This is a genomic window from Leptospira perdikensis (assembly GCF_004769575.1).
In the GTDB taxonomy this organism is placed as follows: Bacteria; Spirochaetota; Leptospiria; order Leptospirales; family Leptospiraceae; genus Leptospira_A; species Leptospira_A perdikensis.
On the sequence record NZ_RQGA01000003.1, the window covers coordinates 476,921 to 499,374 of the forward strand.

General features: G+C 36.7%; 19 protein-coding genes. 8 read left to right on the forward strand and 11 right to left on the reverse strand.

What is annotated here, in order from left to right; translation table 11 throughout:
- Positions 1-15 precede the first annotated feature (15 nt).
- Positions 16-804 carry a M15 family metallopeptidase gene (locus EHQ49_RS03570; RefSeq protein WP_135576407.1) on the forward strand — a complete coding sequence of 263 codons (789 nt, stop codon included), beginning with the start codon at positions 16-18 and terminating at the stop codon, positions 802-804.
- Here EHQ49_RS03570 and galE read toward each other — a convergent pair.
- Both galE and lpxA read right to left on the reverse strand, forming a co-directional pair.
- Positions 799-1,767, reverse strand: coding sequence for a UDP-glucose 4-epimerase GalE (gene galE, locus EHQ49_RS03575; RefSeq protein ID WP_135576409.1), 969 nt, complete (start codon positions 1,765-1,767; stop codon positions 799-801). The two genes, EHQ49_RS03570 and galE, sit on opposite strands and share 6 nt — an antisense overlap.
- Positions 1,764-2,570: an acyl-ACP--UDP-N-acetylglucosamine O-acyltransferase gene (gene lpxA, locus EHQ49_RS03580; RefSeq protein ID WP_135576411.1), complete on the reverse strand. Its 807-nt coding sequence runs from the start codon at positions 2,568-2,570 to the stop codon at positions 1,764-1,766. The genes galE and lpxA overlap by 4 nt, the downstream gene beginning before the upstream one ends.
- Positions 2,571-2,713: 143 nt before the next feature.
- Between lpxA and EHQ49_RS03585 the strand changes: the two genes are divergently transcribed.
- Entirely contained in the window at positions 2,714-3,022 is a 309-nt protein-coding gene (locus EHQ49_RS03585) for an Hpt domain-containing protein (protein ID WP_135576414.1), read from the forward strand.
- Between the two features lie 15 nt (positions 3,023-3,037).
- On the opposite strand, the gene EHQ49_RS03590 is transcribed toward EHQ49_RS03585, so the two are convergent.
- Positions 3,038-4,420 carry a DUF6938 domain-containing protein gene (locus tag EHQ49_RS03590; RefSeq protein WP_244241324.1) on the reverse strand — a complete coding sequence of 461 codons (1,383 nt, stop codon included), beginning with the start codon at positions 4,418-4,420 and terminating at the stop codon, positions 3,038-3,040.
- A gap of 104 nt (positions 4,421-4,524) precedes the next feature.
- Here EHQ49_RS03590 and EHQ49_RS03595 point away from each other — a divergent pair, with 104 nt between their 5' ends.
- The 6 genes from EHQ49_RS03595 to EHQ49_RS03620 all read left to right on the forward strand — a co-directional run bounded on the left by EHQ49_RS03595 (position 4,525) and on the right by EHQ49_RS03620 (position 15,919).
- Complete coding sequence (locus EHQ49_RS03595) at positions 4,525-5,706, forward strand: acetyl-CoA C-acetyltransferase (protein WP_135576418.1); 1,182 nt, start codon at positions 4,525-4,527, stop codon at positions 5,704-5,706.
- Positions 5,707-5,825: 119 nt separating this feature from the next.
- Positions 5,826-7,322 (forward strand): transferase, encoded by a 1,497-nt coding sequence (locus tag EHQ49_RS03600; RefSeq protein WP_244241325.1) that lies wholly within the window; start codon positions 5,826-5,828, stop codon positions 7,320-7,322.
- Positions 7,323-10,388 (forward strand): peptidase domain-containing ABC transporter, encoded by a 3,066-nt coding sequence (locus EHQ49_RS03605; RefSeq protein ID WP_135576422.1) that lies wholly within the window; start codon positions 7,323-7,325, stop codon positions 10,386-10,388. It begins immediately after the preceding gene.
- Positions 10,381-11,484, forward strand: coding sequence for a beta-barrel domain-containing protein (locus tag EHQ49_RS03610; protein ID WP_135576424.1), 1,104 nt, complete (start codon positions 10,381-10,383; stop codon positions 11,482-11,484). The genes EHQ49_RS03605 and EHQ49_RS03610 overlap by 8 nt, the downstream gene beginning before the upstream one ends.
- A 2-nt stretch (positions 11,485-11,486) precedes the next feature.
- Positions 11,487-14,549 (forward strand): ATP-binding cassette domain-containing protein, encoded by a 3,063-nt coding sequence (locus EHQ49_RS03615; RefSeq protein WP_135576426.1) that lies wholly within the window; start codon positions 11,487-11,489, stop codon positions 14,547-14,549.
- 8 nt (positions 14,550-14,557) lie between these two features.
- The gene (locus EHQ49_RS03620) at positions 14,558-15,919 is read left to right on the forward strand and encodes a TolC family protein (RefSeq protein ID WP_135576428.1); all 1,362 of its coding nucleotides are present in this window, start codon (positions 14,558-14,560) and stop codon (positions 15,917-15,919) included.
- On the opposite strand, the gene EHQ49_RS03625 is transcribed toward EHQ49_RS03620, so the two are convergent.
- From EHQ49_RS03625 to EHQ49_RS03660, 8 genes are read right to left on the reverse strand one after another with little or no spacing between them, the layout of a single operon-like run.
- Positions 15,916-16,278, reverse strand: coding sequence for a hypothetical protein (locus tag EHQ49_RS03625; protein ID WP_135576430.1), 363 nt, complete (start codon positions 16,276-16,278; stop codon positions 15,916-15,918). The genes EHQ49_RS03620 and EHQ49_RS03625 overlap by 4 nt on opposite strands.
- Positions 16,248-16,823 carry an LBF_2127 family putative lipoprotein gene (locus tag EHQ49_RS03630; protein ID WP_135576433.1) on the reverse strand — a complete coding sequence of 192 codons (576 nt, stop codon included), beginning with the start codon at positions 16,821-16,823 and terminating at the stop codon, positions 16,248-16,250. Before EHQ49_RS03630 ends, EHQ49_RS03625 begins: the two co-directional genes overlap by 31 nt.
- 42 nt (positions 16,824-16,865) lie before the next feature.
- Entirely contained in the window at positions 16,866-18,164 is a 1,299-nt protein-coding gene (locus EHQ49_RS03635; protein ID WP_135576436.1) for a DUF2079 domain-containing protein, read from the reverse strand.
- 2 nt (positions 18,165-18,166) lie between these two features.
- On the reverse strand, positions 18,167-19,729 hold the full coding sequence (locus EHQ49_RS03640) for an NAD(P)/FAD-dependent oxidoreductase (protein ID WP_135576438.1): 1,563 nt from the start codon (positions 19,727-19,729) through the stop codon (positions 18,167-18,169).
- A gap of 18 nt (positions 19,730-19,747) precedes the next feature.
- On the reverse strand, positions 19,748-20,926 hold the full coding sequence (chrA, locus tag EHQ49_RS03645) for a chromate efflux transporter (RefSeq protein WP_135576440.1): 1,179 nt from the start codon (positions 20,924-20,926) through the stop codon (positions 19,748-19,750).
- Positions 20,927-20,970: 44 nt separating this feature from the next.
- Positions 20,971-21,582 carry an FMN-binding negative transcriptional regulator gene (locus EHQ49_RS03650; protein ID WP_135576442.1) on the reverse strand — a complete coding sequence of 204 codons (612 nt, stop codon included), beginning with the start codon at positions 21,580-21,582 and terminating at the stop codon, positions 20,971-20,973.
- Between the two features lie 24 nt (positions 21,583-21,606).
- Positions 21,607-22,056, reverse strand: a complete 450-nt coding sequence (locus EHQ49_RS03655) for a GNAT family N-acetyltransferase (protein WP_135576444.1) — start codon at positions 22,054-22,056, stop codon at positions 21,607-21,609.
- Complete coding sequence (locus EHQ49_RS03660) at positions 22,046-22,453, reverse strand: hypothetical protein (protein WP_135576446.1); 408 nt, start codon at positions 22,451-22,453, stop codon at positions 22,046-22,048. Before EHQ49_RS03660 ends, EHQ49_RS03655 begins: the two co-directional genes overlap by 11 nt.
- Between the last annotated feature and the right edge of the window lies 1 nt (position 22,454).

Here is a 22,454-nt window from a genome sequence, read left to right on the forward strand (position 1 = left end):
TTAATGAACTTAACTATGTTACGAACTAGATACATATCCTTATTATTAGTTTCTCTATTTTTCGTTTGCGGCGAAAAACCGCTCAAAACATCCCAAACGGATTTGTATTTAGGTCTCGATAAAATTTCTTATTTAACTGGTAAATTTAATTCTCCTGGACCATTAGCGCCTGTTATACTTGAGGAAAATGCAAAGGATCATTTCTTAAGACCAGATGTAAAAAAAGCTCTCCATCAAATGGTGAACGATTTTGAAGATTCAAAACCCGCTACTTACAAACAACATATCTTTTTAGTATCTTCTTTTCGAAACTTCAGTCACCAAAAAGGAATTTGGGAATCTAAATTCACTGGAAAAAAAGTGATGCGGGTTCCCATTAAAGGGAAAACACCGGAAGAAATTACAAATTTGATTTTGGAATTTTCTAGTGCACCGGGAACATCTCGTCACCATTGGGGAACTGATTTTGATATCAATGCCCTAGATAATTCCTATTTTGAAGAGAAGGGAAAGGGAAAAATCCTTTACGATTGGTTAAAACAAAATGCTTCGAAGTATGGGTTTTGCCAACCATACAGTCGTTTATCAACAAGAAATAACAAAGGATACCAGGAAGAAAAGTGGCACTGGTCGTATGCACCTATTTCGAACCAACTCACAAAAGAATGGGTCAAAGGATTTACATCAGGTGAGATTCGTTTGGATGGAAGTTTTCTCGGAGCGGATGTTCTTGGAGACCGGGCTTTGGATTTTGTTCGTTCCATAAACCCGGATTGTGAAAAGATTCAAAACCCTTCTTTATAGGGTTTTATACAAATTCCACATACTAGAAAGTAGAGTTTCTGCATCGCTGTACATTGGTTTCCAATTTAAGAGTTCTCTTGCTTTTGCAGAGGATGCAAGTAACTTTGCAGGATCTCCTGCTCGTCTACCACTTGTTTTGTGAGAGATTGTTTTTCCTACTACTTTTTCGGAAAGATCAGCCATTTCTTTGACAGAATATCCTGCCTCAGAACCTAAATTCACCGTCAAACTTTCATTTTTCGACATAATGTAATTCAATGCTAAGACATGTGCTTTAGCTAAATCTGAAACATGGATGTAGTCGCGAACACAGGTCCCATCTTCTGTTTCGTAATCAGTTCCGAAGATTTCATAGCCGTTTCGGATTCCAGAGGCCGCTTCCATGATGATTGGGAGTAAATTGGCAGGAGTTTTTTCAATACCTTTGATTCTACCTTTTGGATCATATCCTGCAGCATTGAAATAACGTAATCTAGCTGATTTTAAACCTTTTAATTTATCAAACCATGCGAGGTTTTCTTCAATACAGAGTTTTGTATATCCGTAGTAGTTCTCTGGATTTAGAGGATGGTTTTCATCGATAGGTAAATATTTCGGTGCTCCATATACAGCAGCAGACGATGAAAAAACAATATACTTACAATTATTTTCAATTAGTGCGTTTAACAGAGTAAAGGTTCCATTTAAATTGTTCATTGTATACTTAAGTGGATCTGTCATCGATTCACCTGCTGCCTTCCAAGCAGCAAAGTGAAATACCGCGTCTATCTTTTTAGCAAATATTTGTTTTAAGATTTCTGGGTTTTGGATTTCTCCTTTGATGAATTCATTTCCAGGAAACAAATTGGCTTCGTTTCCTTTTTCCATATCATCTACGACAAGAATTTCATGTCCCAGTTCCATCAGTTCTAAAACAATATGACTTCCTATGTAACCGGCTCCCCCGGTAACGAGTACTCTCATTCTTCGTCAGATCCACCAGAAACAAAACGGTGATCGACAACACCACGTTTACTTGTCTCAAAGAACTCGATAATTTTTTGAACTTCTGGAGCCGGGTTTGGATCTTTTTTTAATTCAGTAAGTGCTTGTTTGGTATTAAACCCACTATGGTAAATGACTTTGTAAACTCGTTTGATTGCCAAACGAACATCGGCAGAAATTCCAGCTCGTTTCATACCCACAACGTTCAAACTAACGACTGAACCAGGATGTCCGTCTACGGTTGCATAAGGAGGAACATCTTTTACTACTTTTGTTAGGCCAGCTAACATTGCATAATCGGAAACACGGACAAATTGGTGAACACCAACGGATCCTGAGATAAATACTTTGTTTCCGATCACTACGTGGCCAGCAAGCATCGTGTTTTGAACCATAATGTTATGGTCTCCAACGATCACATCGTGCGCAATATGAACGTTTCCCATAAGATAGTTGTGACTTCCAATAATTGTAGCTTTTCCTTCTACGGTTGCACGGTGAAAGATGATGTTTTCTCTGATATGGTTGTGGTCACCAATTTCCAAATAGGTCTTTGTTTCTGGTTTGAAGGCAAGATCTTGTGGCAAACCACCGTAACTTCCCCCCGAAGATAGTTTGTTGAACTTACCAATTCTTGTCCCAGATAGGATTTTTACATGGGATTCAATGACGGTTCCTTCTCCGATTTTGACATCTTTCTCAATGATACAAAACGGTCCTACTTCTACGGACTCATGGAGTTCCGCCTTCGGATCGATGATGGCAGTGGGGTGAATTTTCATATTGTTTTACAAAAAAAACCGATTCCGACGACCTGGAAATGATTTTTTAAAATGTAATTTACACGCTTTCTCTAGTCTGTTTACTTTTGACTGGGTGGTGTAACTTGCTTATAGATTGGTCTCGAATAGAATCTTTAGTGGATATGAACGATCCTGAGGACAGGGCATGGCTCAAAGAGATGATAACCTCTCTTTTAGAAAACATGGCTACTCGGATCGAAAATTTAGACCGTCTTTTGGTGTCCAAGGAGCCAAAGGATTTGCAAGCCGAACTACACCAAATCAAAGGTGTGGCCGCCAATTTCGGTTTGGCAGCACTTTCTGAACTCGTAATCAAAGCAGAAGGTTTTGCCAAAGCGGGTGAAATTGACTCCTCTGTAGCAGAAGGAGCCAAAATTGCCGGGGTTTGGGAATCGACTAGGCAAGAATTAGAAAAAAAGTTTTCTACATAAAGGTTTTGGTCTAAATTAATTTGCGGTCGCTATTTCCACGGCCGTCTTACTTCCGTTATAGATACCTTCGATGATGTTTTTGATTACAGACTCATTCATCCGCAGTAACAGATCGTCCGACTCGGTAAAAATATGCACAAGTTCTTTTGCATGTATCACTTCCCGACATTCCACAGTTCCTTCTCCTAGTTCCAATGACCTAAGAACTGATGCTGCTTCATGATCTCCCACTCGGCGGATAAAAAGTTTGGGAACAGGATAAAAAGCAAGTTCCGATGGTTTTGTAACGAGAACATCCGTAATACGTATCAATCGATCAGTAGCAGAAAAAGCTTCTGTATGTGATGGGAAATGAAACAAAACTACAGGTGGATTGTTTTCGTTATCCTCGGAACGTAAAGGATGCCGTTCAATAAAACGAATTAAATCTTCCCAAGTATTGATGGATAAATAAGAAATCTTTTGAACAATGAGAAATTCTTCAATGGATTTTAAAACTTTAGAATGATCACCTGTATTGATCCAAAATACTGCTTTTTTATTCTGTAGATGTTTTTTACTCAAACGAATCAAATCGAGCACATATCCTTTTTGCGCACCCGCTCCTCCAATCGGAATGAGAAACCTTCTACATTTTTTTGCATCTATGCGACGAACTCGATTTTCACTATCAGTGACAGCGCCAGATACAATGTCTTCATTGACCCAATGTCCAGCAACGGCTAGGTTTTCTTTTGGTATACCCATCTGGATAAACTTTGTATAAGCGGAAGGTGTTTGGACTAAATTCAAAGCTCCTGGCACTAATAAATAATACTGTGGATAGTTATCGCAGATAAGATGGATTGTTTTTTGAAATCCTGAAGTTACTGCGATCTGACCATTTAACGGGTATGTGGTGATCACGGGTGAATCAGTAGGAATTCCTTTCATGAGTCCTTTATACAACTCAGCCAATTGGCAAGAGAGTTCCAAAGAAGTGAGGTTTCCTTGGGACATAAGCAGACCCCAGAGCCATTCCGCTGGCCCACCGATTTCAGCACTGAGTCTTGAAAAATAACTATAACCCGAATCAATGTCGGCAATCGCTTTTGCTTCCGGGGAGCTTATGGCGAGTAAGTCATGTAAGTAAGTTGGAATTTGTTTTTTTAAAGAATGAGAATAAACGGAAAGGGCCATACGATGGTGCCCATACCCCATACGAACACTTCCGACCACCAATCGTTTTTGGATGGGATTTGGTCCTTGGTCTGAGATGAGTTCCAAACCAGGATACAAATTTGATGGAGAAGAAAACAAAGGAACGGAAGAATTGCCGATGGAATACCGTTTTTGTAGGATCCCGCGAATGAGACCTGCCGTTTGTTTGGATAAAAAGCCGGTTTCCAGGCCGAACATGGGTTCTCGATTCATGCAGGAAGTGTATCCATCTGAGATTCTCTTTCAAGTGAAATTTCAATTCTTAGCTGACAGGTGACTAAATTTGGCCATTCCTGGTATCTATGGAACAAGTTTATATATTGGGCGGACTCCGGTCTGCTTTCGGTAGTTTTGGCGGAACTCTCAAAGACATGAGTGCCGTAGATCTTGGAGTCGAAGTTTCAAAAGCAGCACTTCAAAAGACTGGCGTAGATGCTTCCCTCATTGAAGAAAGTATTTTTGGGAACGTAATCCCTACAGGAAAAGATGGAATCTATTTAGCACGACATATCGGTTTGAAATCAGGGGTTCCGATTGCAAGCCCAGCCCTCACTCTCAACAGACTTTGTGGTTCGGGAATGGAAGCAGTCATCCAAGCTGCAAAAAAAATTATGTTGGGAGAAGCACACACTGTTCTTGCTGGTGGTGTGGAATCGATGAGTAACGCACCTTATGTGGTAAGAAATGCAAGATTTGGTGTTCGTTATGGAAATACTGAATTTGAAGATTCTTTAGCACAAGGTTTAACGGATGTTTATGTAGAACTTCCTATGGGTATGACAGCGGAAAATTTAGCTGACCAATACAAAATCTCAAGGGAAGAACAAGACCTTTGGGCTGCCACTTCACAAGAAAGAGCTGAAGAAGCGACAAACAAAGGAATCTTAAAAGATGAGATTCATACAATTACCATAAACGGAAAAACCCCTATCGTATTTGATAAGGATGAATTCATTAAAGGAAAAGCAGGTGCGACAAAACTAGCAAACTTAAAACCTGCTTTCAAAAAAGACGGAACTGTCACTGCAGGAAATGCATCTGGTATCAATGACGGTGCTTCTGCATTGATTGTGGCCTCAGCATCCCAAGCAAAAAAATTAGGAAAAGAACCTTTAGCTATCGTGAAATCATGGGGACATGCTGGTTGTGAACCTGCAAAGATGGGGATTGGTCCGGCGATTGCAATTCCTGCCGCATTACAAAAAGCTGGTCTTAGTTTGAAAGACATCGGCCTATTTGAAATCAATGAAGCATTTGCTGCACAGTATTTAGCAGTTCAAAAAGAGTTGGGGCTTGATCCTAAAATTACCAACGTGAATGGTGGGGCTGTTGCGATTGGACATCCACTCGGGGCTTCTGGTAATCGTGTGACTTTGACTCTTGCATTAGAAATGCAAAGAAGAGGAGTTAAATACGGAGTCGCCTCACTTTGTATTGGTGGTGGGCAAGGAATAGCTATCGTTTTAGAAAATCCGAAAGCTTAAAATACATGTATTTATTGCTTCCGGGTCGTCATCACCTCCTGACACGGTACCAAAAGGATTATCTGATCCAATTGGTAAAGGATGGCCTCTCGGAAGTAAAAGATCATTTTGGAAATCCATTGCGGATTTCCAAATTTCCCCAAACCATCATCTTCGCAGTCACCTCTGCCAATCATAATAACACAAGACGAAACCCACTTCCACTTTACCAACGTGCGATGATGGTCCAGGATTTTTCTAAGGATATAGGGATTCCTTCTTTGGTGATTCCCATTGATGATATTGGTCAATCACCTAACTTTGCTTCGTATACAATCAAAAAGATTGAAGCAGAAACGGAGATGCAACTACACTTAACACCAGCGAATACGATTGTTCTTTGTTCTACTCCCGTAGCCAATTTATATTCGGAACTTGGGTATTCCATCCTTCCAGTGGAACGAATTCCGGGTAGGGAAGATAAGTATCATACCAAACTTCCTTGGGAAATTTTAGAAGGTTTGGCTAAACCAGTAGGGAAGGGAGAGAATAAAACTAAAGAAGAATTGGTTTCCTATATGGATCCAACAAGCATTCGTTTGTGGAATGTGTATGGAATTTGGGACAAAATAAAAATGTTGTTTTCTGACTCGGTGATTGGTGAAGACGGAGACCTGACCGAATCTCGAGATTATAATACTTATGTTCGGGAGATGGATACTATCGCCGAACTGAAGTTTAATGAAACTAAAAATTATATTTTACCAGGACGAATTGGCGACATTGGATGTGCCGTAGGATCTTGGATTAAACTTGCTTGTGAAAATGAGCGATTGTTCGAATCCGATTTTTACGGAGTGGAGATCGCAAGACATCTGTTTCAAGTTTGTGAACAAAGAAAAGAAAATGGAGAGTTCCTCAATCCCAACGTTTTTTTCTTAAGGAAAAATGCCGTGAGTGGACTTGTTTACCCTGCAGGAACGATGAATACCATCCATTCCTCCTCACTCACTCACGAAATTGAATCCTATGGCAACCGGGACAAACTTCTTTCTTTCATTCAGAATCGTTATCTGGAACTGGCGATGGGTGGGGTTTGGATCAATCGGGATGTTGTTGGACCTGAGGATAAAGAAAGAGAAGTATTCGTTTGGTTTCAGGATGCAGATGGTACCAATTTAGGACAAGAACCAAAATCATTCGCTGATCTCAAAGAGTATTTGGATTCTTTGTCCACAAAGGAACGATTTTTCCGATTTCAATCCGACTTTCGAAAGGAAGAAGGTTATGTGCTTAGGACTAAGTCCATTTTCGTCGATGGTATAGAATACCACCGTATGAAACTTGCCGATGTATGTGAATATCTCTCCAAAAAAGATTATACGGACAATTGGGAAAGTGAAATGCACGAATCTTTTTGTTTTTGGAGTTTTAGTGATTGGAAATCCCATTTAGAATCCGTTGGGTTTCAGGTTTCGTCCAAATCACATGCCTATCGGAATGAATGGTTGGTGGAAAATCGGTATTTAGGCAAAACCAAAATATTTACATCGGAGAAGGACGTTCCTCATTCTAAGGAAGATTTAATTCCTATGGATTTTCCTGTGACTCATATGCTTTTGTTAGCGGAAAAATAGATGCAATCAGAAGTTAGGCGAAATCTTGAAAAAATCCGCGCTGTGTTTCGGAGTAATTATTTACTTGCAGAGTTAGAAGAATCGGAAATTGAAAATTTATTACCGTATATAGAAGTACGTTTTGTACGGTTAGGACAAAATTTAATCAAAGCTAATCAAATGCCGGATTACATTCATTTTGTAATGACTGGTCGATTTGGGATGAAACAAAACAAACAAGAGGTCAATTTAGGTCGATTTGCATTTGTTGAAGTTGGTGAATCAATAGGCGAAAGAATTACACTGACTAAAACTCCATCTAAACATGATTATTATGCATTGGAACCTTCCATTGTCCTTTTACTTCCAACATCTCGTTTTTTAAAGTTAGTTGAATCACATCCAGAAATAGTAGAAAAAGCCAAACATAGAGAAGAAGAACAAGAAAAGTTTCATTATGTTCGTAAACTCAGTTTTTTTGGTGAATTATCGCCAGAAGAGATCAAACTCATTCTCAAATCCATTCAGTTAGTTAAAGTCCAACAAGGGGATTTTATTTTTGCAGAAGGGGAAGACGGGGATGCTGCCTACATCGTTCGATCCGGAAAAATCCAAATTCGGACAGAAAATCCAAGAAAGATTATCTCTATTATGCGTTCGGGAGACATCCTCGGTGAGATTGCAATCTTCAAACAACAGAAAAGATTAGCAAGTGCTGTTGCCTCCGAAGATTCTGATTTGTATAAAATCCCTGGTGTTGTTTTCCGAAAAGTCATAGGTGTTGAGAAAGGAAATAAACTAGAAGAAATTGTTCAGTCGCGGTTACTTCGTTATTCAACTTATAAGGCAAAAGAAAAAGAAGAAAATACAATTCGTCCTTTTGTTTCTAAACGTTTTGAATTTAGAAAAACTACAAAAAAAATCTTCATCGAACAAGTGACTACTGACCAAATCACTTTGGTCGGTTTGGTTTGTAGTGAACTTGCTCTAAGAGCATTTGATAGACCTCTACCTAACAATTGGAAAATCAGAATCAAAAATGAACTCAGTAGAAATATTGTTCCTGGGATTTTTGAATTAGCCATTGAGTTAGAGAAGTTGGGTTTTTTAACCAAACAACAACATCTTTCTCCAGAACAACTTTCTGATTTAGAAAACCCAGTTTTTATAACTGACGATGAAAGTGTTCCTTGTTTACTTTATTTATATGACCAAGAGTTAGATGCAGTTCTTATCTCTCATCCAATCAAAGGTGTTTATGAACTTTCTATTCCTGAGTTTTTAAAAATTTGGGATGGAGTGATATTGCAGTTTTCGCCGGCACCGGCTGCAATGTCTGCCGATGTTAGTTTGATTAGTTTTTTTAAAGAACTTAGAATTTTGTTTAGTCCCAAACGAAGTGAGATTCGTTGGATTTTAGTCGCTACGGTATTTTCTGCATTTTTGACTTTGTCTTTGCCTTATTTGATCCGGCAGGTAGTGGATCAGGTTCTAGTTTTTTCCGATCGCAATTTTCTATTTACCTTAGTTTTTGGTGTGGCACTTGCTATATTTTTCCAGACTTTATTTTCTTTATTTCGCAACTTAATCGCAATTGGTCTTATGCAAAGTTTGGAATACAATTACTTTGTAAGATTTTTCCAACATATACTGAATTTAACCTTACCCGAATTTAGAAAATTTGAAACCGGCGACTTTACGCAAAGATTAAAAGAAAATCAAAGGATATTGGAAATTACACAAAGGTCAGGATTGTTTCTAATTCTAGATTTGGTAACTTTACCAATTTACCTTTTTATACTATTTCGTTTAGATAAAAGTCTTACTTTTGTCGGGCTTTTTTTCCTTATCGTTTATTCTTTGTTTGTTGTTCGTTCTAGCGCTAAAATTAAAAAATTACAAAAACATAGCTTTGAATCCAAAAAGAAAACCACTTCCTTTTTCCTATCATTGTTTGCTGGAATGCCACTTATTAAATCTTCTGCAATGGAAAGTCGATACCTTGCTAAGGGTTTGAATGAAATAGCAAGAACCATCTTAACCAATCTAAGAGTTGGAAAACGAGTCCATGTATTGGAACTTATGAGTAAGTTCTTTGAACAAATTGGTCTAATTGCAGTGATTACATTCGGTGTTAGCGATGTTTTGTATGAGTCACTAACGTTGGGAAGTTTTTTGGCATTCCTTGTATTATACTCACTTCTTATGGAACCTATTGTTAGGCTTTGTCATTTGTATGAAGACTTAAGTGAATTGCGAGAGTCTCGTATGCGACTCACGGAGATTTATTCTTTGCCTGGGGAAATTGTCAGTCAACGTCCGTTTGGTGAATTACCTAGACTTTCTGGAAAAATTACTTTAGACCATGTTAGTTTTCGTTATTCAGAGACCAGCCCTGAAATACTTTCTGATATTCATTTAGAAATCGAAGCCGGAGAAAAAATTGCCATAGTGGGAAGGAGTGGGTGTGGTAAGTCTACTTTGATGAGGGTGATGATGGGGACACTCATTCCCAGTAAAGGGAAAGTGTTTGTGGACTCATTCGATCTTTCTACATTAGATCCTGAAGAAGTAAGGATTCAATTTGGAGCAGTAGAACAACATCCGATTCTTTTTTCTGGAACCATTGCCGAAAATCTATCCAAAAAAAACCCATCTTTAAATCGAGAATCTTTGTTAGCTGGTGCAAAGTTAGCTTCTGTGGATCAATTTGTTGAAAGATTTCCAATGAAATATGAAACAAAAATTGGAGAATCTGGAATTGGTCTTTCAGGTGGGCAAAGGCAACGGCTAGCCATTGCTAGAGCGCTTGTTACTAATCCAAGTATACTTTTTTTGGATGAACCTACTTCTGCATTGGATTCGGAAACAGAATCACATATCCAGTCGCAATGGGAAACCGTATTCCAAGATAGAACTGTCATTCAAATCTCGCATAGACTTCATAGTACGGTGAGTGCTGATAAAATCATAGTATTAGATGAAGGCCGCATCGTTGAGATGGGAACTCATGCTGAGTTGATCACAACAAAAGGTTTTTATTACCATTTGTTTCCAACTTTAAGCGAAGGGGATAAAGATGTTTAAAAAATTTAAAAACATAAAAGAAACTGATTCCAATTGGGAATCAAGACATTCGGCATCCTATTATGATGAGTTATTAAAACACCCAGCTCCAAATTGGGAACGAAAAGGAATTTATCTTATTACTGCATTTTTTATATGTTTTGTTTTATTTTTAGTTTTGGGAAGGGTGGATGTGGTTGTTCAAGCAACAGGGTCTATCAGGCCGAAAGGTAACTACCATATGGTGGAGGCTTTGGAAACAGGTACACTGACCAACTTATATGTTAAATCAGGGGACTTTCTTAAAAAAGGTGACCCCATCATGGAGTTAGAATTCTCTGAACAACAAATTGAATTATCAAAGGATACTAACAATTTAGATTACGAAGAAAAGAAATTGCAGAGGTTAGTTCGAAATAGAAGAGAAGCTGAAAAGATTTTAAAAAACTTAGCTTATAATTTAGAAAATAATTCTGGTTCTTTATTGTCGGGTGGAGTATTAAACAAATTTGTTAATTTAAAAAAAGCATTTATGGATTTTCAGAATGGTGTTGGAGCAAAATTCATTTATGATCAAAGTTTATTAGAGTTTAATGAAGAGTTTGGAAATTTAAAAGATGAAATTCAACGAGAAGAAAATTTAATTTCCAGCCTTCGGGGAGATACAAAGTTAAAACGAGAGAGAGTGGCCAATGCTGTGATTCGTATGCCATTTTCAGGTATCATAGGAGAACTTTCAGTCAATAACGTAGGGCAAAATATTATCCGAGGACAAACTGTAGCTTCACTCATGGAAGAGGGGCAACCTTTGGAAGCGATAGTGGAAGTCAGTAGTAAAGATATTGGTGCAGTTCGTATAGGTTTATCCTCAGTGATTAAAGTAAAGGCGTTCCATCAAAATGATTTTGGTGTGGTCGAAGGAACGGTTTCACAAATCATTCCCAATACAAAAGAAAAGGATTCATTTTCAGTTGTTCTTATTTTGGGAACACAGGACTTAAACCAAGATGGAAAAGAATTCCAATTGTTCCCAGGTCTGAAAGTAGTTGCTGATATAGTTATCGATAGAAAAAGTATTTATCAAATTTTGTTTCGTTATGCGGATCCTAGGAATTAGTTTTGAAAACGGTAAAAGAAATTCCTAAAGATGTTAGTGAAGATGATTTTTTATCAACACTGCCAACTAACGATTTAAAGAAACTAATCAATTTATTCGAATTTAGATCGTTGATTGCAAATGATAGGGTTGGTGGGAGTGGAATAGAACTAACACCAATTATTATCGTAGAGACGGGAAGAATTCAGGTAAAATTAAAAATAAACGAAAAGGAACTTCTGATTAAAACTTTAACAGAAGGTTCTTTTTATGGAATTTCCGAGTTCTCCTCTGATTCATTAAAAAAACAAATCTTTCAAGTAGAAGAAAATTCAAAGGTTCTGGTTCTATCACCTCTCTCATTTTTAAAATTCATTGAATCCGATAAAACTAAAAAACAATTATGGAATGAATATAAGGAAAATGTACAACTTCGTGATGAATTGAGAATTCATCCTTATTTTAGAAAACTTTCCAATACAGAAATCCAGGACATATCGAAGGTATTGGTAAAACGAAAGATAAATTCTGGTCAAATTCTAATGAAAGAAGGTAGTAAAAGTTCTTCTTTATTTTTCATTCGATCAGGAAGATTTAAAGTTACTAAATCTACTTGGCAGAAGGATTATTTTTCTTTTGTTGAAGCAGGTTCTGTGTTAGGTGAGATGGGGGTATTAGAGAAAAAGGCAAGAAATGCTACTGTTACCGCAGTGGAAGAGAGTTTTGTTTATGAACTTTCTTCAAAAGATGCAGAAAGTTTTTTCAAAAAATCGGAGAGTTTGCTGATCACCATTCGTTCGATTATGAGTGAAAGGAAACTTAATTTAGGTGATGGTTCCGAAGAAGACAAGTTTGAAACATCCAATATTTATGAAGAAGATCGATTTCATTTTTTACCCAAGTTAAAATTTTCTCCTCCACTTAGAAACCAAATACGATTTCCATTTCTGTTTCAAGATGGTAAGTCACAATCGGGTGATGCTTGCCGTAAAATGATATTTCGTTATTGGGGATATTCATTTGCAGAATATGATGCAGATCCATCCTTTCCAGATTTTGATCCTGATATTCGGCCTAACCATTGGAAGAGTTGTTTTGGAGAAGAGAAAGGTGATTGTTATTTTGTAAATTGGAAGGACCATGAAGTAGAATTAAATAACAATCCAGCCATTAATTTTTTTGAAAACTCGAAGTATGTTGTCGTTAAGTCAATTGGCCATAAAAAGGTTCTCATCATGGACCCAGAGTTTGGTGAGATGACTATATCTCGAGAAGAATGGGAACAAAAATCTTCGACCGTACTTATCTATTTTATTCCTAAAGTAAAACCCGATCAGAAATGGGAATGGAGGAATCGATTTTTTTCAGGCCTTGCCGAATATTTTATACCTGCAATTAAGTATTTAAAAGCGGGTATTGCTGCTAGTTTTGTAATCAAAGGTTTGGAAGTATTCATCCCATTAGTAAATTTGTATTTGATTGATGCTGTTTTGTTACAAGAGAACAAAGAGTTTTTTCTTCCTGTGATTTTAGCTGTTGTTTTGCTTAGTTTTTCGCAGTCTTTTCTTGCTTACTTTAGATCGAATGTTATTTTTTTTACGAGTAATCGAGTAAATCAAACCATTGCCATTCGGTTTTTAGTGAAACTAATTTCTTTACCTATCTCTTTTTTTGAAAGGAATCGGAAAGGGGAAATTCTTAATCGTTGGGAAGAAATAGAATCGGTAATTTTGTTTTTTTCTGACCAAGGGGCAATGAAATTGTTCGATTTGCTTTTTAGTTCTTTGGTATTTATTATTTTTCTTTTCCTCTCTCCTTTGTTGTTGGTAATCATTGGATTTTTAATTTTACCGGAGATGTTGATTCTTCGTGCACTTACACCAAAGATTATTGAGGAAACAAAAAAAGAATCACTTAAAAAATCTGAAACTTTAAGTTACTTCATAGAGACCATTCACGGTTTCGAGACAATTAAAAATTTAGGTGCAACTTATTCACACCGTTGGGACTTCGAAAAAAGACTGACCACTCAACTGAATTCAGAAGGAAAAAAACTATTTTATTCCAACTTACTTTTTACCAATACTGAGTTTTTTAAACAGATCACCGTAGTGGTTGTAATGTTAGTTGGTAGTATTCTTATTCTGAATGACAAAATGACACTCGGAACGTTGTATGCGATCATTGGTCTTGTTGCCTATATTCGAAATCCCATTGTTTCTTTATATGATGATTTTTTAAAGTTTCACAAAGCAAATGTATCTTGGAATCGTTTAAGAAGTTTTGAATCTTTGGATAGTGAAATCACAGATAGAGATAATTTATTTAAAATAGATTTACCTGAAGTTAAAGGTGACATAGAATTTAAAAATTTAAGTTTTTCGTATGATACTTTAAAACCAGAATCAGGAATTCGAAATCTAAAAATTAAAATCAAAGCCGGAAAAAAAGTTGCCTTTGTAGGAAGAAGTGGAAGTGGGAAATCTACCATTTTAAAACTCATTCTTGGTTTGTACAATCCACAAGAAGGAGAAATCATCATAGATGATGTAACTTTGAACGAAATTTGGCTTCCTAGTTTGAGAACAAAAATAGGTGTGTTGTTTCAAGAGAATCCTTTGATTTCAGGAACGGTCAGGGAAAACATATCTATTACAAAACCGGAAGCAACTTTAAGTGAAGTAGTCGAAGCCGCTAAATTGGCTTGTATTCATGATGATATCGTCAAACTTCCGCTTGGTTATGATACGGAAATTTCAGAAAGAGGGTTTATTTTTTCCGGTGGTCAAAAACAAAGAGTTTCGCTTGCACGTTTGTTTTTACAAAGGCCTAATGTTCTGCTTTTGGATGAACCAACAGCCTCCTTAGATAAGGAAACGGAAGCACGAATTCTGTCTCATATAGGTTCTGTATTTGCAAATGCAACCATCATTACTGTTGCTCACAGATTGGATACAATCCGTAATTATGACCAAATTTTTGTATTAGAGAGGGGGAAGTTGGAGGGGAAAGGCACTCATAGGGAGTTACTTTCTAAAGGCGGAATTTACCAATTACTTCATTCCAAACAGGAAGCGATCCGATAATTGAATTAGTGATCCGTTTTTATTTATTCATATTTTTCTTTTTTTTATCCATTGTACCAATTTTAAATATTTGGGCAGATGCGGTCGAATTTCATGACTTGCCAAAGTTAGTTGGTGAAAAGTCATATGAGTTAAAATTAAAAGAAATGGAAATTGAACGTAAAAAAGTCGATATCGATTCAAGAAATTTACGTTATTTGCCTTCTGTCAATCTAGAACATTCTCCATTCTTTGAATCATTACGAGGGGATGGTTATAACAGAAAAGGTTGGAATACATCTTTAAATCTAAATTGGAATTTCCAAGACCAAGGAAATACCGTTCTAACCAATATGATATTGGAATTAGAATATGAACGTTTGTTATTGGAATATCGTGCTCTTTATCAAAAGGAGTTATTTGACCAAGCATTTCAATATGCAGAGACCTTAAAGTTATTAGCGTTTTATGATTATGATTTTTCCAATGAATCAGATGCAGATAAACAATTTCAAACTGTTCAGAAACTTTATAAACAAGGTATTGAATCCTATTTAGTAACTCAAAACTCAAAAGTAGATTATTTCTTTTATAAATACAATGTGATCAAATCAAGGTTGGACCAACAAAAAAGCCAATCCATATTTAGAAGAAAGTTTTTACTTAAAGATGTTGCTTTAAAACAAATACCCGAACGTGAATATAAAATTCTTCCTTTAGAATCAACATTATCCGAATATGAAAAAAATCTAACCGATCTGAATTTTGATATCATCCTTACTATCAACCAAGTTAAGATTTTAGAAATTCAAAAGATGGTAAGATTCAACGAACTCTGGGTTCCTGATTTTTTTGTGAATGTTTATAACCAGTCCAGTCGGGAATCCTATTCGGGTCTTAGCGGAACATGGGCAAATTCTATGGAAGTTTATGACTATAGTCGGAACGATTTTAGTCGTTATGCCAGATCTTCTGATGCGGATTTTAATGTAGGTGGAAATTTTGGATTTCGATTTCCTTTGTTCAATCGTTGGTTGTCTAAAAATGAATTTGATAAATCTAAAATCGAAATTAAATTAGCTAAGTCTCAATCGCAATTTTTAAGAGAAAATACCGGTTTGTATCTCTTTGAGTTGATCCAACAACATAACAACCTAGTCGAGTTGTATGATATCTCGCGCGAAAGTAAACGGATTGCCGAAGAAAACTATCAAATTATGGAAAAGGCCTACAAAACGGGATCTGCATCTGTGATCGAATTGCAAACAGTTGATAGGCGACTCCGTGATGTGATGCGAAACGAAATTCAAAATCGATATGATCTCATTCAGCTGAGGCTTCAGATTGGTCTTCTTTTAGGAGACACAATGAAGTTCTTAAATAATAACTAAAGATCAGTGGGACGAATTGTGTTTTGTTCCGAACCTGTTTCTGGAATTCCACATCTTTCTTTTTTCCATTGGCTTAGAATTTCATCCGATTTAACCTTATTCTTATAATGAATGTATGGGGTGGTGAGAATCGGTAAAAGAAAAATAGGAGAAAAAGCTGAATTGAGAAGTGAAAGAACCACAACAAGCCCGAGTGTTAATGCGTTTTCATCGAATACTTCTGTGACTTGACGTTTGGTTTGGTAATAATAAGCCAAACAGTCGTCTGTATGATTTGCCGTTTGGAAAGGAATACTTACACAACCGGTAAAACTTAAAAGATTAAGTATTATAATGAATCGGATAAATTTTGAATGCATGTTCTTACAGCTTCTAAGTTTGTTTCTTCAATCATTCGTTGGAAATTTCTTACTTTAAAAAAACCATATAAAAATTCGGTTGCATTTCCTTTTTTGGTAATCGTTTCTTCTTTCATAAGAGATTTGTTTTTATACAGTTTGTATTTGAAGTCAACTGTATACTCGGCTATCCTATATTGAATGGGCCAGATGGCAATCAACGGATATGCTGCGGGCCATGTATACCACCAGTTGTAGTTGTCTTCATAATGTGTTTTCATTTCAACATCGATCGTATAAAAATCAGATGTGGTTTTTGGATCGAGTTCTGTAACCACACTTGGAAATAATCCAGATGATGTTAGGTGGCCTTTGAATGCCATTCTCCATGCATCCGTATATACTCCGCGATCAGCAGATAGGATTTCAAATTTACCGATTACTAAAGGAAGATTTGTCTGTGTTCGGTTTGTATTTCCATTCGGGGAAGGGGGAGGCACCTGACGTAAATCGACAGAGCATTGAAGGAAAAAAAGGATTAATAGATAATAAGAGAAGGTTCTCATTTTTTTTAGTCTTCACTCTAAGTAGTTTTGAGAAGAGATCAATCAATTTTCTTTACATTTATAAATTTGAATATGGTTTTCTATCTCTCTTTCCCAAATATATCCCTTCGGAATGGCTATCGGTAGAGTTTCATTCCGGAATTGATAAAAAACAAAATAATCAGCCGAATACTCATGGCCTGATAAAAACATCTGAACTTGGCTTCGATTGGAAAGATACTGCGGTACATTCGAAACCACTGATTTTTCTGCGATTAACGTACGCATGGTAGTGAGATCTCTTATGGAAATACCTGGATTCATATATTCTTTTTTATAGGAATAAGATTTGGATGGAGGGCCAAATGAAACAAAAAGAATAAGAGAAATAGTTAGTGTTATACAAGCAAACAACCATTTGTTTTTTTCTTGGAATGTATCTATAGTTTCTATAAAACTAAGAAAGAGGAGGGGGATTGTTATGAAACTGTGATGGGTGAAAGGAGTTTTGTTCACTTCATATGAAGAAAATAGCGAATAACAAAGATAAGGGATCAAACAGAACATCAATTTGTTTCTAAATGTCAAAAAAACAAATGGTAGGTTTAAAAACATAAAAAGATAAGGAAACAAATGTAAGTTTTGCAAAGCAACAATTGGGTTTTGATACCTCTCCCAGTGTGCAGGGAATTGTACAGTCAGAGAAGGATTTCGAAACTGGCTGAGAAGAAAAATACAAAAGATAAAATAAACAGATGATAAGATTCCGATAAATAAATTTTCTTTTTTCCTAGATCTCCCTTCGACCAAGGAAAATGTAATAAAAACTAAAGCACATTCTTCTTTAGCAAATAAACTTAAAAAGAAAAACAAAATCCAATAAGGTGATTTTTGTTTCCAAAAGTAATAGAATAAAAAAAATAAAGGGATCCAAAGAACTTCAGGATGGAAATCAAAAATTTGAATCCAGTAAACCGGTAAAAAACAGCCATATAACAAAGGATAAATCCATTGAAGAAAAGAATTTTTTTGGAACAGAGGAAGAATTAAGATAGGTACACTCAATACAAAAGCTTGAAAGACTAAAAAACCTTCTACAAAAGGAAAAATACGATAAATCAGACTTAAAGGGTAAATATACCAATTGATATGGTCGGCAAAGTAGTGATGTTCTTTACCATCAATCCCGATGGAAGTGACAGCCTTTGTATTGTGTACCAAATTATAGAATAGGTTTTCAAACAGACCGATGTCCACTCCTGCTCCCATATGTTGGTAACGAAAGATCGATCTTTCTGATAAAAAATAAAAGACCACCACCCAAATACAAAGGGATGGTAGATAATCACGAAACTGTTTCATCTCTACTTTGTAAAACTACCAGTAAGGGCAGCTTCTGCACATTTCATTCCATCAATGGCTGCTGATACAATCCCACCTGCATAACCGGCTCCTTCTCCACATGGATACAATCCTTTAATACGTATATGTTCTAATGTCTCAGGATTTCTTGGAACTTGGATGGGAGAAGAAGTACGTGTTTCCGGTGCATGAATGATGGCTTCGTTCGTAAAGTATCCTTTCATAGAAGAATCAAATTCCTGGAACCCTTTTTTTAAAGAGTCTGCAATGAGTGGTGGGAGTAAGTCGGAAAGAGAAACGGATACAAGTCCAGGTGTATAAGAAGTTTTTGGAAGATCGGTGGAGATTTGATTTTTTGTAAAGTCTACCATTCTTTGTGCTGGGGCTTTTTGTGTTCCTCCATTCATTTGGAAGGCTTTTTGTTCAATTGTCGATTGGTATTTAAGGGCAGAAAAAACGCCATAAGATTCAAATGGTTTAAAGTCATCAAATCTTAGTTCTACGACAATTCCAGAATTGGCAGTTGGTCGTGAACGTTCTGCACTCGACCAACCATTGGTCACAACTTCTCCTGGTTTGGTGGCGCAGGGTGCAATCACTCCGCCAGGACACATACAAAAACTATACACACCTCTGCCATTAATTTGTTTCACAAGAGAATATTCAGATGCAGGTAATAGTGGGTTTTTTACATCACAATGGTATTGGATAGAATCAATCAAACTCTGTGGATGTTCTACCCGTACACCAATGGCTAAAGGTTTTGTTTGAATTTCGATTCCCTTTGTATGGAGAAGTTCGAACATTTCTCGTCCTGAATGGCCTGTGGCGATAATGACATTTTTGGCCATCCACTTGTTACCCGAGGCGGAACTCACCCCCACAATGGAATTTCCTGAAAGAATCAGATCCGTGATACGAGTTTGAAAATGAACCTCTCCACCGGAAGAAAGAATACACTCTCTAATATTTTGAATGATACGAGGGAGTTTGTTTGTTCCAATGTGTGGATGTGCATCAACTAGTATTTGTTTGGTGGCCCCAAAGGAAACTAAATACTCTAAAACTTTACGAATGTTTCCTCTTTTTTTGGATCTGGTGTAGAGTTTTCCGTCGGAATAAGTTCCTGCTCCTCCTTCTCCGAAACAATAATTGGAATCTTCGTTTACAATATGATGGACATTGATTCCCCGAAGGTCGTCTATACGATCTTTTACATTTTTTCCTCGTTCCAAGATAATCGGCTTTTTTCCAAGTTCTAGCACACGTAATGCGGCAAATAATCCAGCAGGACCTGCTCCGATGATAATGACTGGCTCCGCTGAATTTACATTTGGAAATTGAGGAATTGTATATTCTAAAGGAATAAAACCTTCGTTTACATACACGTCCAATCGTAATTGGAAAACAACATTTCTTTGTCTTGCATCAATGGAACGTGAAGTACATTCAATGTGTTTGATGGATGTTTTCGGAATTTTGTTTTGTTTGGAAACAAATTGTAAGAGATGGTCCGGGTTTGTGGCAATCTCTGGAGTCACTCTGACATTTAATTCTAGTTTCACGAGAGATATTTTCCTAAATTAAAAATTCAAACAAAATCCCAAAAAGGCACAAACAACGACAATGCTCCAAGAGGGAAACTTCCAAAACATAAGTAAAATAAAACCGAGAGCAAATACAACAAAATCAAATCGATTAAAAATTGCTTCAGTCCAAACCGGAGAATACAAAGCAGAGATAAGTAACCCAACAACAACCGCATTGATACCAGCCATTGATTGTTTTAGCCAAGATTCTTTTCGAAATTTTTCCCAAAGAGGAAGAACACCGATGATCAGTAGATAAGCCGGTAAAAAAGCAGCAACCAAACAAAAAACTCCACCCCAAATTCCATTCGGTGGTAGATTTGAAACTGTTCCAAGATAAGCAGTGAAGGTAAATAGCGGACCTGGAATGGCCTGGGCTGCACCATAACCTACCATAAACATTTGGTTTGAAACAAGACCAGTAGTGACTACTTCTTCTTTGAGTAGAGGTAATACAACATGTCCACCTCCAAACACCAAAGAGCCAACACGAAAGAAACTATCAAATATCCGAATCGATTGGTTTTGGAAGAAATTAGATAGAATGGGAAGAAAAAATAGAAGTAGGAAAAAAAAGGTGAGTAGGGCATAGGAATAAGAAGTTGAAATTTTAAATCCAGTCGGTGAATGGGGAAGGTTATCTACTTTTTTTAAAAAGAAAAACCCGAAGATACCACCTAACAAAATTGGAAGCAGTTGTCCTAATGTCCCACCAATACCAACTGATATTCCTAATGCGATTACTGCGAGACTGATCCTTTCTTTATCGGGACAAAGTTTGATACCCATGGACCAAACGGCATGAGCGACTACAACCACAGCGGCAATTTTGAATCCATGTAAGACACCTTGGTTCCAAAATTCGGGATATAAACCAACACCAAGTCCAAAAATGACCATGAGTGCTGCAGAAGGAAGTGTAAAAGCAAACCAAGCAAGGATTCCACCGAAGATTCCGCCACGGATTTGTCCAATGGCGATTCCTACTTGGCTACTGGCAGGACCAGGTAAAAATTGTGAAAGAGCAACTAAGTCTGCATAGGCGGAAGATGTGACCCATTTTTTCTTTTCAACAAATTCGTGTTGGAAGTATCCCAAATGAGCAACTGGCCCACCAAAGGATGTACATCCTAAAATAAAAAAAGTTTTGAATAAATCTAAATATAAATTCATAGAGTTTCAATCGAACAAACAAAGGATAAATTCATTCCCAAGTATCAACTTCCCTTTGTAAGTTCGTCTTTCATTAATTTTGCAATGGCTTTTTCATTTTCACCTGGTAGTAGTTCGAGTTCAGAAATCACTTTTTTCTTACGTTCTTCAGAATGGTTTTGGCTTAGTTTTGCCTTTCCTTCTATGGAAGTAATTCTGATTTCAAAAGGAACAATTCCTTTTTTTAGACCTTCAATGTATTTGGTATCTACATGATCCATTTTATAACTTGAATCTTTAGATTCAAATCTATTGACCAGTGTAAGTAAACTATCATGAATTAAATTAGGATCTTCCACAATGTTTAGAATGCCTTTTACATGTACTGCTGTAAAATTCCATGTCGGTACTGCGCGGTCTGTTTCATACCAAGAAGGAGAGATATAACAGTGAGGGCCAGAAAAAATACAAAGAACTTCTTTACCTAAACTTTCTTTTTGTGGATTTGGTTTTGCAAAATGGCCAATTAATGATTGTTTGTCTTTGGAAAGGAGCAGAGGTATATGTGTAGCACTTAAGTTCCCTTGGATTTCAGAAACCAATAGAGAAAATGGATTTTCTTCAATACATTTGTATATGAAGTCAGTTTCCATCTTGAAATATTCGGGAATGTACACAGTAACTTACTCCTTTAAATTAATTTAAACAGATTTCCAGAAATAAGTTAAAAACTCAGTTTCTTGTTCGAAACCTTCTTGGGAATAAAGCGCACGAGCTTCTTTGTTATGTGTGGAAGTGGAAAGTTCTAAACCTTTTCCAGAATTGGTTTTAGTAAAAGATTTAACTTCGGCAATCAATTGTTTGGCGATTCCTTGTTTACGAAAATCTTTTTTGACAAAGAGGTCATTTAGAATATAAGACCTTTGCATAGAAATGGAAGAGAATACAGGGTATAGTTGTGTGAATCCAGCAATTTCACCTGATTTAGAATCTTCTGCCAAAAAGATAATGGATTGTCCGTGTTCCATTCGATCTTGAAGGAATCGTGAAGCGCCTGTTATATTCGAATTTTGTCCATAGAATTGTCTATAAGCATCGAATATCTCAGAGAGTTTGGAAATGTCTTTGTAGTTAGCTTGTCTAATTTTCATATTTTGGTACCAATGAGAAACAAATTGCCGATAAAATTGCTGTTACCGGTGTAGCCAGTAAAGTTTCTAAATTGGTGATGGCAACTAGATTCCCGAGAGTATTGAGTAAAAATATAACTCCAATGAATCCAAACAGAATTCGAATCCAAATGGGCACCAAACCTCGATTTATGTATCTTAAATACTGAACACTTGACCACAAAAAAAATCCATTTACGATCAGAGCTACCGTCTCCATCACATACATTTCTTCTAAGTTACTTAGTCTCCCACCCCAAAGGTATTGGTAGGGAATGAGTTGAAAGAGGGCAACCACATGAAAGACCATTGTTATTGAAAACAAAACGGTTAAAATCCTACTAGCGATGGTTCTGGTTTTTTTGGATGGGTTCCACATA

Bases quoted from the DNA above. Each gene is read 5' to 3' on its own strand.
- chrA (WP_135576440.1), bottom strand. From the start codon at position 20,926: ATGAATTTATATTTAGATTTATTCAAAACTTTTTTTATTTTAGGATGT.
- EHQ49_RS03660 (WP_135576446.1), bottom strand. From the start codon at position 22,453: ATGTGGAACCCATCCAAAAAAACCAGAACCATCGCTAGTAGGATTTTA.
- EHQ49_RS03570 (WP_135576407.1), top strand. From the start codon at position 16: ATGTTACGAACTAGATACATATCCTTATTATTAGTTTCTCTATTTTTC.
- EHQ49_RS03595 (WP_135576418.1), top strand. From the start codon at position 4,525: ATGGAACAAGTTTATATATTGGGCGGACTCCGGTCTGCTTTCGGTAGT.
- EHQ49_RS03630 (WP_135576433.1), bottom strand. From the start codon at position 16,823: ATGAGAACCTTCTCTTATTATCTATTAATCCTTTTTTTCCTTCAATGC.
- galE (WP_135576409.1), bottom strand. From the start codon at position 1,767: ATGAGAGTACTCGTTACCGGGGGAGCCGGTTACATAGGAAGTCATATT.
- EHQ49_RS03625 (WP_135576430.1), bottom strand. From the start codon at position 16,278: ATGCATTCAAAATTTATCCGATTCATTATAATACTTAATCTTTTAAGT.
- EHQ49_RS03635 (WP_135576436.1), bottom strand. From the start codon at position 18,164: ATGAAACAGTTTCGTGATTATCTACCATCCCTTTGTATTTGGGTGGTG.
- lpxA (WP_135576411.1), bottom strand. From the start codon at position 2,570: ATGAAAATTCACCCCACTGCCATCATCGATCCGAAGGCGGAACTCCAT.
- EHQ49_RS03585 (WP_135576414.1), top strand. From the start codon at position 2,714: ATGAACGATCCTGAGGACAGGGCATGGCTCAAAGAGATGATAACCTCT.
- EHQ49_RS03610 (WP_135576424.1), top strand. From the start codon at position 10,381: ATGTTTAAAAAATTTAAAAACATAAAAGAAACTGATTCCAATTGGGAA.
- EHQ49_RS03590 (WP_244241324.1), bottom strand. From the start codon at position 4,420: ATGTTCGGCCTGGAAACCGGCTTTTTATCCAAACAAACGGCAGGTCTC.
- EHQ49_RS03655 (WP_135576444.1), bottom strand. From the start codon at position 22,056: ATGAAAATTAGACAAGCTAACTACAAAGACATTTCCAAACTCTCTGAG.
- EHQ49_RS03605 (WP_135576422.1), top strand. From the start codon at position 7,323: ATGCAATCAGAAGTTAGGCGAAATCTTGAAAAAATCCGCGCTGTGTTT.